This window comes from Streptomyces spongiae (genome assembly GCF_009377185.1).
In the GTDB taxonomy this organism is placed as follows: domain Bacteria; phylum Actinomycetota; class Actinomycetes; order Streptomycetales; family Streptomycetaceae; genus Streptomyces; species Streptomyces spongiae.
Map to the genome: position 1 here is coordinate 1 of NZ_VJZC01000292.1, position 12,231 is coordinate 12,231.

Here is a 12,231-nt window from a genome sequence, read left to right on the forward strand (position 1 = left end):
CTTCTGGGGGAGCCGGGTTTCCGTGGGCAGGGGGGCGGCTTCAGTCGTGCCCGGCCCGGCGTGGCCCACATCTTCTCCTTCTGGGAGAGCCGTGCCTTCTACGACTCCTTCATGGCGCGTTCCCACGACCGGCTCGCCGCCTCACAGGCCGGCACCTTCAAGGATCCGCAGGTCAAGCTCTTCGATCACCGTTTCGACGTGAAGACCGGCTTCGAGCCGCGCTTCACGGACGCCGATCTGGTGCGGGTGGCGCACTGTCGCGTTCACGAGGAGCGCGCCGAGCACTTCGCGCTGATGCAGGAGAAGGTCTGGAACCCGGCGATGGCCGGCTCTCCCGGCATGGTGCGGGGCCTCTTCGGCGAGGCACCGGGCCACGAGTTCATGATCCTCTCCATGTGGCTGTCGACCGCCGAGCACGGAAAGTACCGTGCCGAGCGCGTGGAGCGGCTCGCCCTGCGCGCCCAGATCGAAGCCGATGTCGCGGCGCTCGCGGGTGACATCGTGGAGCTGGAGTCCGCGTGGACGGTGTGAGGTCCGGACGGTACGGGTGGGGATTCAAGTACACCAAAAGGGCGCTTAAAGGGGCGAAATGCGACCCTTGGTGTGCAGGACCTGTGTGACCTACACCGTATGGAGCCCGTACGAGTCCTCGATCAGCCGTCACCCGATCTAGGGTTTTGGCATGGCACGACCACGGCGCATCGTCCTTGTCCGGCACGGCGAGTCAACGGGCAACGCCGACGACACCGTGTACGAACGCGAGCCCGACCATGCCCTGGGGCTCACCGAGCTCGGCTGGCGGCAGGCGGAGGAGACCGGCAAGCGACTCCGGGAGGTGTTCGGCAGGGAGCGCGTCAGCGTGTACGTCTCCCCGTACCGCCGCACCCACGAGACGTTCCGGGCCTTCCACCTCGACCCCGAGCTGGTGCGCGTCCGGGAGGAGCCACGGCTGCGCGAGCAGGACTGGGGCAACTGGCAGGACCGCGACGACGTACAACTCCAGAAGGCATACCGGGACGCGTACGGGCACTTCTTCTACCGCTTCGCCCAGGGTGAGTCCGGGGCCGACGTGTACGACCGCGTCGGGGGCTTCCTGGAGAGCCTCTTCCGCAGCTTCGAGGACCCCGACCACCCTCCGAACGTGCTCCTGGTGACCCACGGCCTGGCCATGCGGCTGTTCTGCATGCGCTGGTTCCACTGGTCGGTCGCGGAGTTCGAGTCGCTGTCCAATCCCGGGAACGCGGAGATGCGGATGCTCGTTCTCGGGGACGACGGCAAGTACACCCTTGACCGCCCCTTCGAACGCTGGCGTGACCCCGAGTCGTACGGAGTCACCGGTTAGAGTGGCAGGGCGATGACCGCTGACTCCTCTCCTGACGTGCGCCTGGGCCGCGCCCTGAGCAGCCTGCGCGGACTCTCGGTGGGGGACGCGCTGGGCTCGCAGTACTTCGTGCCCGCGAACTATCCGCTGCTGGGGCGCCGCGAGACACCGGCCGGCCCCTGGCAGTGGACGGACGACACGGAGATGGCCTGCTCCGTGGTGGCGATCCTCGCCGCCCACCGAAGGATCGACCAGGACGAGCTGGCCCGCTCCTTCGCCGAGCACCACGACTTCGACCGCGGCTACGGACCGGCGGTCAACCGGCTGCTGCGGCTGATCAGGGAGGGCGGCGACTGGCGGGAGCTGGCCTCGGCCCTCTTCAACGGACAGGGCTCCTGGGGCAACGGCGCGGCGATGCGGATCGCCCCGCTGGGGGCCTGGTACGCGGACGACCCCGAGCAGGCGACCCACCAGGCGGAGATCTCGGCGTACCCCACCCATCAGCACCGCGAGGCCGTCGTCGGTGCCATGGCCGTCGCCGCGGCGGCCGCCCTCGCGTCCGACCCGGCCGGGCCGCCGAGGCCCGAGGCGTTCCTCGACGGCGTCATCGCGCTCATCCCCAGGAGCGCCGTCGACGCGGGACTGCGGCGCGCCCGCGACATGCTCGACTACGCGGACGCGAGCACCGTCGCCGCCGTACTCGGCTGCGGCCGTCGCACATCGGCACACGACACGGTGCCGTTCGCGCTCTGGTCGGCCGCGCGGGCCCTCGGCGACTACGAGCAGGCGTTCTGGACGACGGCCCAGGCGGGCGGCGACGTGGACACGACCTGCGCCATCGTCGGAGGAGTGATCGCCTCCGGTAAGGCGGGGACACCCCCCGAGGAGTGGCTGCGGCAGACGGAAGCGCTGCCGGACTGGGCTCCGGTGGCCTAGCGACGGTCGCGGTCTCATCCGCCGGTCGCGGGGGCCGCGGGCGGTCCTTGCCCTGGCCCCAGGGGGCGCAACCGCCCTGACTGTCACAGGCATGCCACAGAAGGCTTTCACCCCGCTGTGCTGGTCGAGCCGCGACATACCCTTGCGCAACGCCGCCTGTCGATCATGACGGCGCGCGCCGACGAGACACCGGTCACGGGCCTTCTGCCGCAGCGGCGCGCTGCGTACGGTGGGCTCACGAGGGCCGGTCGGGAGGGGGTCCCGTGTCCGATACCACGTCCGCGTCCGAGCCGAGGGACGAGGCGCCCGGGGGGCGCGCCTCATCCGCGGGTGAACCTGAGGACATATCCAGAACCCGGGCGAGCTCCCTCAAGGCGGCTCCCGTCGCGGAGCCGTCTGCGGTCGGCCCGGGCTCCTGGCTGGCCGGCCTCCAGGTCGACGAACCCGCGCCCGTCCGCACCGCGACCCTGTGGGCAGCCCTGGCCACAGGTGTCCTCAGCATGCTGCTGCTCGGCGACGGAGTGGCCGTCAACCTGCTGATCGTCGCGATTCCGGCCGTGCTCGCCGCGTACTACGCCGCGCGGAAGGCGGGCCGTCGCCCGCGTGTGTGGACGCTCGTCTGGGGAGCCGCCGGCCTCGCTCTGCTGATCGTGCCCGCGCTGCGGGACGCGGACTGGCCGTCGTTCCTGGCCGTCGTCACCGCGGTCGCGGCGGGCTCCCTCGCGCTGCACGGTGGCCGCAGCTGGCCGGCCGTCCTGCTCGGTCCGATCGGCGTGTTCAACGCGCTGGTCACCGGCCCCACCTGGGCCTGGCAGGGGGTGCGCAACCTGTCGGGCGGCGTCCGCGAGCGGCTGGGCCCGGTACTGCGGGCGCTCGTCGTCGCCGCGGTGCTGTTGCTGGTGTTCGGTGCGCTGTTCGCGGGGGCGGACGCGGCCTTCGCGGACCTGCTCGGTGCCCTGGTGCCGGACACGTCGGTGGCCGACGGCCCCTGGCGTGTGGTGCTCTTCGCTCTCGGTCTGGTCGGGGCGCTGGCCGCGGCCCGCACGGCCGCCGCACCCGCTCACTGGGACCAGGTCGAAGTGCCCGAGGGCCGTGCCCGGGGGCGCGTCGAGTGGGCTCTGCCGCTGATCGTGCTCAACGTGCTGTTCGCCGTGTTCAACGCCATCCAGCTGGCCGTCCTGTTCGGTGGGTACGACGCCGTACTCGAGAAGACCGGCCAGACGTACGCACAGTACGCGCGGCAGGGCTTCTGGCAGCTGCTCCTGGCGACGCTCCTCACCCTGCTCGTCATCGTCCTCGCCCTGCGCTGGGCGCCGCGCACTCGATCGGGTGATCGCACGCTGGTGCGCTCCGTGCTGGGAACTCTGTGCGCGCTGACCCTCGTTGTGGTGGCATCCGCGGTGCGGCGGATGGACATGTACGTGGAGGCGTATGGACTGACGAGACTGAGGATCTCGGTGCTGGGCGTGGAGCTGTGGCTCGGCCTGGTCATCGTGCTCATCATGGCGGCAGGGGTGTGGGGAGCCCGCTGGCTGCCGCGCGCCGTGGCCGCCAGCGCGGCGGCCGGGGTGCTGGCGTTCGGGCTCGTGTCGCCGGACGCGCTGATCGCCGAGCGCAATGTCCAGCGGTACGAGGACACGGGCCGGTTCGACCTCGACTACGCGCGCGGGCTGTCCGCGGACGCCGTGCCGGCTCTCGACGCGCTGTCCGAGCCGCTGCGGTCCTGCGTGCTGCGGGACGTCGCGGCCGAACTCGCCGAGCGGGACGCACCCTGGTACTCGACGAGTTGGGGCGAGGCCGATGCGCGACGGATCCTCGACGAGCGTCCCGTTTCGGAGGAGGCGGACGTGGCCGAGTGCGCACGATTCAGGGACGAGGTCATGTACCGCTGAGTGCGGTGGTCGGTAGCCGTCTGAGGGGCACCGCCGGAGGCCCGTGCGCGGCGCACGGGCGAAGGAGGGCGCCTTCCGACGTCATGGTGCTGCGGATGGCCGGGCCGACGTCCTCGCCGCCGGTCTGCCGGCGTGGTCCGGCCATCCGCGGTTCTGCCGTCAGCCCCCGGCGGGTCCCGCCGTGCCGGACAGGGCCTCCAGGTCGCTCTTGCGGACCTTGATCACCAGTACGGCGGTGGCGAGAGCGAGCACGGCCATCGCGACGGCCGGGATGAACGCCGTCGATATGCCCTGGGCGAGCACCTCGTGGCCCCAGGGAGCGGGCAGTTGGTGCGTCTTGGCGAACTCGGCCTTCTGTTCGGCCGTGCCGTCCGCCAGGAAGTGCGGCATCTGCTTCTCCGCCTCCTCACGGCTGGCCGTGCCGAAGACCGTGGTGAGGATGGACAGACCGAGGGAACCGCCCACCTGCTGCGTGGCGTTGAGCAGACCGGACGCCGCGCCCGCCTCGTGCTGGGCGACCCCGGAGACCGCGGTCAGGGTCAGCGTCACGAAGTTCAGGCCCATGCCGAAGGCGAACACCAGCATCGGGCCGAGCACCCCGCCCACGTACGAGCTGTCGGGGTTGATGAAGGTCTGCCAGCCGAGCCCGAGCACGACGAGCGTCGAGCCGACCGCCATGAACGGCTTGGGCCCGAGCACGGGCAGGAACCGCTGCGACAGACCGGCGCCCACGGCGATCGCCACCGTCACGGGCAGGAAGGCGAGGCCGGCCTCGATCGGCGAGTACTGCAGCACGTTCTGCACGAAGAGGACGATGAAGAAGAACATGCCGAACATGGCCGCGGCGAGGCTGAGCATGATCACGTACGTGCCCGACCGGTTGCGGTCGGTGAACATCCTCAGCGGAGTGATCGGTTCTCTGGCCCGGCTCTCGATGAACCCGAAGGCCAGCAGCAGGACCACCGCCGCACCGAAGGAGCCGACGGTCAGGCTGTCGCGCCAGCCCTCCTCCGAGGCGCGGATGAAGCCGTACACCAGCGACGCCATACCGGCCGTCGACGTGAGCGCGCCCGCGATGTCGAACCGCCCCGGATGCCGCTCGGACTCGCCTATGTACATCGGCGTGAGCACGGCGATCAGGACACCGATCGGCACGTTGACGAACAGCACCCAACGCCAGTCGAGCCACTCCGTCAGCATGCCGCCGGCGAGGAGACCGACCGCGCCGCCACCGGCCGAGACCGCGGCGAAGACACCGAAGGCCCGGTTCCGTTCCGGGCCTTCGGCGAACGTGGTCGTGATGAGCGCCAGTGAGGTGGGCGACGCGATCGCGCCACCGACGCCCTGGAGAGCGCGTGCCGCCAGCAGCTGCCAGGGCTCCTGGGCGAGTCCGCCCAGCAGCGAGGCGAGCGTGAAGAGCAGGATGCCGGTCATGAAGACCCGGCGTCGGCCGAGGATGTCACCGGCCCGGCCGCCGAGGAGCAGCAGACCGCCGAAGGTCAGCGTGTACGCGCTGACGACCCACGTCAGGTCGAACGTGCTGAACTTGAGCGCGTCTTGAATGTGCGGGAGTGCGATGTTCACAATCGTCGCGTCGAGTACCACCATGAGTTGGCAGGCCGCGATGACGGTGAGTGCGATGCCGGGACGCCCCTCCCTGCGGGCGGCTCCCGGCTTCTGATCCTGAATCAACGGAGAGGTTGTCACAATGGGTCCCCCACAAATGCGTTAGTGAACGCTGGCGTTCACTGTCGCGTCAACGGTAGTGAGTCCCCCTTAGTGAACGCAAGCGTTCACTGAAGTCGCCGCCGGATGACGCCACCCGACCGCTCGACCTCCCGGGTGCCTCGGGGGCCCGGGCCCCCTTCCCCGCCCTGCTCAACGGAGATACTCAGATGGCTACTTCGCACTGGACGGCCGCCTCCGCTCAGACGACCTCCCTGCGCCGGCGCGGCGCCGTGCTCGAGCGCGCGATCCTCGACGCCGCGCTGGAACAGCTCAGCACGGTCGGCTGGAACGGCCTCACCATGGAGGGCGTCGCCGCGGGTGCCCAGACCGGCAAGGCCGCGGTCTACCGCCGCTGGCCGTCCAAGGAGGACCTCGTCGCGGACGCGCTCCAGGCCGGGTTGCCGAGTTTCGACGAGGCGCCCGACCTCGGCAGTGTGCGCGCGGATCTCCTGGAGTTGTGCCGTCAGGCGCGCGAGGCGATGTTTTCGCGCCCCGGGTTCGCACTGCGTTCTGTGATTCACGAATGCGACACCGCTCAGGTCGAGCGCTTCCATGGGGTGATCATCGAGGGGGTCGTCGAGCCGACCGTCGAGCTGCTCCGCGAGGTCGTCAACCGAGGAATCGAGCGAGGCGAGGTGCGTCCGGACGCGGTCAACGGCTATGTCTTCGACGCCATTCCGGCCATGATGATGTACCGCTCCAAGGTGTGCGCGAGCGAATGGAGCGAGCGTGACATCGAAGAGATGATCGACCAGTTCATGCTTCCGCTGCTGCGTCCCGCAGGCGCGTGATCACGCTCTGGAGGGAAGCGGAGTCACGCCTGCGCGGGCTCTGAGGCGGCCAGGGGAAACCTGGGTGTCGCGGGGGGTTCCGGGCGGCGTAGGCTAAGAGCGCCATGCCGTACGAACCTCCTACTCACACCGTCGAGCGCTCCCTTCGCGCCACGACCGGAGCAAAGATCATTGCCGGTGTCGACGAGGTGGGGCGCGGTGCCTGGGCCGGCCCGGTCACCGTCTGCGCGGCGGTCACAGGTCTGCGCCGACCTCCCGAGGGCCTCACCGACTCCAAGCTCCTCACGATCAAGAGGCGCACGGAGCTCGCCGAGGTGTTGCGGACGTGGGTGACGTCGTACGCCCTCGGGCATTCCTCCCCGGAGGAGATCGACGACCTGGGCATGACGGCCGCGCTGCGTCTTGCCGCCGTACGGGCCCTGGAGGCCCTGCCGGTCCGGCCCGACGCGGTCATCCTCGACGGGAAGCACGACTACCTGGGTGCTCCCTGGCGGGTGCGTACGGTGATCAAGGGCGATCAGTCGTGCGTGGCCGTCGCGGCGGCCTCGGTGATAGCCAAGGTTCAGCGCGACAAAATGATGGCCGAACTGGGTATCGACCATGCAGACTTCGGTTTTGCGGCCAACGCCGGGTATCCATCACCCGTGCACAAGGCCGCGCTGGAGGAGCGGGGCCCCACCCCGTACCACCGGCTGTCGTGGGCGTATCTTGATGCGCTGCCCCAGTGGCGGCACCTCAAGAAGGTCCGCAGCTGGGCGGATGGAAGCGTTCCGGAAATCGAGGGCCAGCTCGGCTTCGATTTCTGACGGTTTCGTTCGCACTCATGTGCCACCCGCCGACGCGAGCCGCACCGGCGTTTGATAAATATCAACTCATGCCTCTCATTCCCGAGGAGCCTCAGATTCACGAGAGTGCCCAGGGTCCGCGCGCCACTCCGGCCAGCGGCCGCGTCGCGCCGACCCCACGTCCTGTACCCGGTCCCCGTCCCGCGGCTCCCGCGCGTCCCGGCCGTCCGGGGCCCATCAGGCCCATGCCGGCCCAACGCGCACCGCGCGACGCTGCCGCGGCCAAGTCGGGGCCACCCGCTCCGGCCGCTGCCGCGACCCCTGCCAACCCACAGATCCAGCTCATCCCGGCCTCGGTGGAAGGCGCGCTGGACGCCGCCGAGGAAGCCGTCGACCTGCTCCTGGAGTCGGGTCGTGCCCCCGGGGAGGTGCTGGTGATCACCACTGGCGATCCGCACCCGTGGGCCGCCCATGAGCTGTCCTTCGGCGAGACCTCCTACTGGGCCCAGCACGACGCGGGAGACGACGTGTTCTACGCGGACGCCGCCGTCGCCGAGCGGGCCAAGGCCCGTCCCGTGGTCGTGGCCGCTGTCAACGGCGGTCCCGACACGTCTGCCGCACAGGCGCTCCCGCTGGCGCTCGCCCGCGCCGGTGCGCTGCTCATCGTCTGCGGTGACCCGCAGCGCATCAACTCGGTGCTGGGCGCGGGGGTCTGAGCGGTCTCGCGTCCGCGAGGGACTGATCGGACTCCCGCCTGCGAGAGTCTGGTCGGTTTCGTGTGCCCGGGAACAGGCTGAGTGGTTCCGGGCTGTTGCCCGGGGCTCCTGTGCTCGGGCCTGGGGGCTGGGTCGTCGGTTCGGCCCAGGGCTGTTCGGGGGGCATCCGGGAGACGCGGTTGTTTGAGCGCGTGTCCCGGGAGGCCACCGTGGTGGGGGTGGTGAGGAGCCCCCGCCGGCGCCGTTGTGGGCGCGCGGAGGGTGAGTGGAGGGTCATTCGAGGCACGCGGTCCACCGCGCGTCCGGGGAGTGAGCCTCTGCGCTGAGGAGCGATCCTCTGTGCTGAGGAGTGATCCTCTGTGCTGACGGGGCGATGGAGCGCGGGGGTTGAGGCCGTCGCGCCGCTGTCCGGCGCCATCCCGCAGGGTGGATCGCACCAGTCCGTAGGCGCTCTGGCCTGTGCCCTTCTTTCAGCTGCCCCTCTGCGGGTGCGCCCTGCCGCGCTTCACACGGGGCTCACACGAGCCGTCGCGGGGCCGACGCCCTGCTGGGCGGCCGGGCTCAGCGGGCCGCTGCCCGGCGCAGCACCTCCGACGCGACGCCTCCGGTGCGTGGCAGCGGCGGCGGTGCTTCGGCCGTGGCGAAGGGCTCCGCTGGTGAGGTCGCGTGCGGGCGGCGTCCTCCCCGGCCCTCGCCGAGAACCTGCCAGCCGTCACGCGTCAGCGTGATGTACGCCCCGCAGCGCAGCCCATGCAGCGTGCACGCGTCCCGCAGCCCCCACATCCACGCGCCGTCCTCCTCCGTCCACCGTGCGTCCCCGTCGCGGCAGTACAGCAGCACGGCCGTGCGAACGGGAGTGCGGCGCCGCAGATCGTGCGGGATGACGCGGCGCAGTTGCGAGAGCAGCGCGTTGCGGAACATCCAGCCGTCGGCCGGGGCCGAGCGCCGGGTGAACGAGGCGCTCGCCCGCAGCCGCTCTTCGGCGTCGAGAACGGCCACGACCGCGGTGGCGGGCCGGGGCTGGTGCCGTGCGTGCAGTCCGCTGACGACCTCCCGGGGATTACGCAGCAGCGGAATGCCGGCGGCGGCCCACTCCGCGGGTTCGAGCATGCGGGCCAGGGGGTTGGTGGAAGCGGCGGACAGGTCGGCAGACGTCGACATGTTCGCCGCCGAGGACGGTGCGAATCCGAAGGTCACGGTCCTCCCTTCGGCTACGCGCCCACACTGCGGGCGAGGTCGGACTTGGGGAGCGCACGCCGCAGCAGAGCCCTACCGGACCACGGGGAGAACCGTGCGGGGAGCGGAGTTCAATTCTTCCTGTCGAACTTGGTTGCGGCAACGAGCAATTGGGGCCACCGACCCCTTTCTGGCGATCCGTCGCTTATATCCCCGCCCTGTGGGTCGAGCATGACGATCCCGTCCCACGCTCACCCGGCGGACGTACGACGTGACGCGAAGGGCCCGTACGTACTGGTCCGGCGAGGGCTGTGAGCGCTCCCGTACGGCGGCGGAACGGGCCGATCGAGTACCGCTGTCGGCCGAGGAGGGAACGCGGCTCCCCCGGGGGGCTCAGCCCTGTACGGCGAGAACCAGCGGCATCACCCCCTGCGCACCGGCCCGTCGAAGGATGCGTGCGGCGACCGCGATTGTCCAGCCCGTTTCGGTCGCGTCGTCGACGAGCAGCACGGGGCCACCCGCCTCCTTGAGTGCGGCGGCGAGGTCCGGCGGCACCGCGAGCGCGCCGTCGAGCGCCTTCAGCCGCTGCGCGCTGTTGCTGCGGGAGAGCCGGGAGATCTCCCCGGTGTACTCCACGGACCCCAGCAACGGCAGCCGCCCGATCTCGGCGATCCGCGCACCCAGGGACTGAATGAGCTGAGGACGGGTGCGTGAGGCCATGGTGACGACGCCTGCGGGGCGCGGCAGGGCATCCGGCTCTCCGGAGGCCCAACCACCGGGCCCCTTCGCCCAGTCGGACAGCACGCCCACCACCGCCTTCGCCACATCGTCCGGCACGGGTCCGTCCGGGGCCTGAGGCGTGAGCACCGGCCGCAGCCGGTTGCCCCAGCCGATGTCCGAGAGCCGCCCCAACGCTCGGCCCGGAGCGGACTGTTCGCCCGCCGGGATGCGTCCCTTCAGATCGACGCCCACAGCGGGCAGACCCGTCGGCCACATCTTGCGGGGCTCGACCTCCACGCCCGCGCGCTCCAGTTCCCCGCGCGCCGACGCCAGCGCGGCCGGCGACACGGAGTCCGAGAACCTTGGCTCCGCACACGTGTCACAGCGCCCGCACGGCGCGGCGCCCTCGTCGTCCAACTGGAGTCGCAGGAACTCCATACGGCAGCCCGTCGTGGTGATGTAGTCACGCATCGCCTGCTGCTCGGCGGCACGCTGCTTGGCGACCCACGCGTAGCGTTCGCTGTCGTACGTCCAGGAAGCGCCCGTGGAGATCCAGCCTCCCTGGACGCGTCGTACGGCACCGTCCACGTCGAGGACCTTGAGCATCGTCTCGAGCCGGGACCGGCGCAGCTCGACCTGGGGTTCCAGGGCCGGCAGGGAGAGTGGCCTTTCCGCGCGAGCGAGGACGTCCAGCGTGCGGAGCACCTGCTCCTGAGGAGGGAACGCGATCGAGGCGAAGTACTCCCAGATCGCCTGGTCCTCCTTGCCGGGCAGAAGCAGCACCTCGGCGTGTTCGACGCCACGGCCCGCGCGTCCCACCTGCTGGTAGTAGGCGATGGGCGACGACGGGGACCCGAGGTGCACCACGAAACCGAGATCGGGTTTGTCGAAGCCCATGCCCAGCGCCGACGTGGCGACGAGCGCCTTGACGCGGTTGGCGAGCAGATCCTCCTCGGCCTGCTTGCGGTCCGCGTTCTCCGTCTTGCCGGTGTACGACGCGACCGGGTGCCCGCACTGACGAAGGAACACCGTGACTTCCTCGGCGGCGGCCACCGTGAGCGTGTAGATGATGCCGGAGCCCGGGAGCTCGTGGAGGTGCTCGGCGAGCCAGGCCATCCGGTGGGCGGCGTCCGGCAGTTGGAGCACACCGAGGCTCAGGCTCTCCCGGTCGAGCGGCCCCCGCAGGACCAGCGCGTCGCTGCCGCCGCCGGTGCCGAGTTGCTCCGCGACGTCGGCTGTCACCCGTGCGTTCGCCGTGGCGGTGGTGGCGAGCACGGGGACACCGGGCGGGAGGTCGGCGAGCATGGTGCGCAGTCGGCGGTAGTCCGGCCGGAAGTCGTGCCCCCAGTCCGAGATGCAGTGCGCCTCGTCGACCACCAGCAGACCGGTCGCGGCGGCCAGCTTGGGCAGCACCTGGTCACGGAAGTCGGGGTTGTTGAGCCGCTCCGGGCTCACCAGGAGGACGTCGACCTCGCCCGCGGCCACCTCGTGCTGGATGGTGTCCCACTCCTCCGTGTTGGACGAGTTGATCGTCCTCGCGCGGATACCGGCGCGGGCCGCCGCGTCGACCTGGTTGCGCATGAGCGCGAGGAGCGGGGAGACGATGACGGTCGGGCCCGCGCCCCGCTCCCGCAGCAGGGCCGTCGCGACGAAGTACACGGCGGACTTGCCCCAGCCGGTGCGCTGCACGACCAGGGCTCTGCGCTTGTCGGCGACCAGGGCCTCGATGGCGCGCCACTGGTCCTCGCGCAGCCGGGCGGCACCGGTTGGGGCGCCGACGAGGCGGGCCAGTACGGCGTCGGCGGCGGCACGGAGGTCTGGGCCGTCCGCGGTGGGCAGGTCGTCGTTGGTCATGGCTCCATGCAACCCGATGCCTCGGACATTGCGCGAACGAGCCGGTCGGACTGTGGACAACCTCTGACGTGGCCATGGTCGGACTTATCCACAGGCAAAAGCGGAATTCTGGGATCCGCGAGATGGTCACGGCATGACGAACCACAGCGAAGCAGCCGGGACCTCCGGCACCAGCGACAACACCAGCGACAACGACGGCGGCATCGGCAGTGACATGAGCGGCGGCATCGCCGGACAGCGAGGGCATGCCGACCGCGGTGGCGGTGTGCTGCCCCTGCCCCAGGGGCCTGAGCAAGGGCCGGGGCCGGGGCC

Annotated in this window: 10 protein-coding genes; 7 read left to right on the forward strand and 3 right to left on the reverse strand. The window is 70.8% G+C overall.

Features of this window, described 5'->3' with window-relative positions; all coding sequences use genetic code 11:
* The 4 genes from FNH08_RS30545 to FNH08_RS30560 all read left to right on the forward strand — a co-directional run.
* Nucleotides 1-531 (forward strand): DUF4937 domain-containing protein (locus FNH08_RS30545; RefSeq protein WP_228034457.1); only part of this gene is annotated, 531 nt, incomplete at its 5' end.
* 151 nt (nt 532-682) lie between these two features.
* Nucleotides 683-1,342: a histidine phosphatase family protein gene (locus FNH08_RS30550; protein ID WP_152774762.1), complete on the forward strand. Its 660-nt coding sequence runs from the start codon at nt 683-685 to the stop codon at nt 1,340-1,342.
* Nucleotides 1,343-1,354: 12 nt separating this feature from the next.
* Nucleotides 1,355-2,257, forward strand: a complete 903-nt coding sequence (locus FNH08_RS30555; protein WP_152774763.1) for an ADP-ribosylglycohydrolase family protein — start codon at nt 1,355-1,357, stop codon at nt 2,255-2,257.
* 419 nt (nt 2,258-2,676) lie between these two features.
* Nucleotides 2,677-4,149, forward strand: coding sequence for a DUF4153 domain-containing protein (locus FNH08_RS30560; protein WP_228034458.1), 1,473 nt, complete (start codon nt 2,677-2,679; stop codon nt 4,147-4,149).
* Nucleotides 4,150-4,308: 159 nt separating this feature from the next.
* Here FNH08_RS30560 and FNH08_RS30565 read toward each other — a convergent pair whose 3' ends face one another.
* Nucleotides 4,309-5,856: an MFS transporter gene (locus FNH08_RS30565; protein ID WP_322725793.1), complete on the reverse strand. Its 1,548-nt coding sequence runs from the start codon at nt 5,854-5,856 to the stop codon at nt 4,309-4,311.
* A 188-nt stretch (nt 5,857-6,044) separates the two neighbouring features.
* Between FNH08_RS30565 and FNH08_RS30570 the strand changes: the two genes are divergently transcribed.
* From FNH08_RS30570 to FNH08_RS30580, 3 genes are all read left to right on the forward strand, one after another.
* Nucleotides 6,045-6,668: a TetR/AcrR family transcriptional regulator gene (locus tag FNH08_RS30570; RefSeq protein ID WP_152774765.1), complete on the forward strand. Its 624-nt coding sequence runs from the start codon at nt 6,045-6,047 to the stop codon at nt 6,666-6,668.
* 104 nt (nt 6,669-6,772) lie between these two features.
* The gene (locus tag FNH08_RS30575) at nt 6,773-7,474 is read left to right on the forward strand and encodes a ribonuclease HII (protein ID WP_152774766.1); all 702 of its coding nucleotides are present in this window, start codon (nt 6,773-6,775) and stop codon (nt 7,472-7,474) included.
* A 68-nt stretch (nt 7,475-7,542) separates the two neighbouring features.
* Entirely contained in the window at nt 7,543-8,169 is a 627-nt protein-coding gene (locus tag FNH08_RS30580; RefSeq protein ID WP_152774767.1) for a hypothetical protein, read from the forward strand.
* 561 nt (nt 8,170-8,730) lie between these two features.
* Here the strand turns inward: FNH08_RS30580 and FNH08_RS30585 are convergent.
* Nucleotides 8,731-9,366 carry a hypothetical protein gene (locus FNH08_RS30585; protein ID WP_322725796.1) on the reverse strand — a complete coding sequence of 212 codons (636 nt, stop codon included), beginning with the start codon at nt 9,364-9,366 and terminating at the stop codon, nt 8,731-8,733.
* Between the two features lie 372 nt (nt 9,367-9,738).
* The gene (locus FNH08_RS30590) at nt 9,739-11,919 is read right to left on the reverse strand and encodes a RecQ family ATP-dependent DNA helicase (RefSeq protein WP_152774768.1); all 2,181 of its coding nucleotides are present in this window, start codon (nt 11,917-11,919) and stop codon (nt 9,739-9,741) included.
* Between the last annotated feature and the right edge of the window lie 312 nt (nt 11,920-12,231).

Excerpts from the sequence above, each read along its gene's own strand:
- FNH08_RS30550 (WP_152774762.1), top strand. The coding sequence starts at position 683 with ATGGCACGACCACGGCGCATCGTCCTTGTCCGGCACGGCGAGTCAACG.
- FNH08_RS30575 (WP_152774766.1), top strand. The coding sequence starts at position 6,773 with ATGCCGTACGAACCTCCTACTCACACCGTCGAGCGCTCCCTTCGCGCC.
- FNH08_RS30555 (WP_152774763.1), top strand. The coding sequence starts at position 1,355 with ATGACCGCTGACTCCTCTCCTGACGTGCGCCTGGGCCGCGCCCTGAGC.
- FNH08_RS30590 (WP_152774768.1), bottom strand. The coding sequence starts at position 11,919 with ATGACCAACGACGACCTGCCCACCGCGGACGGCCCAGACCTCCGTGCC.
- FNH08_RS30580 (WP_152774767.1), top strand. The coding sequence starts at position 7,543 with ATGCCTCTCATTCCCGAGGAGCCTCAGATTCACGAGAGTGCCCAGGGT.
- FNH08_RS30570 (WP_152774765.1), top strand. The coding sequence starts at position 6,045 with ATGGCTACTTCGCACTGGACGGCCGCCTCCGCTCAGACGACCTCCCTG.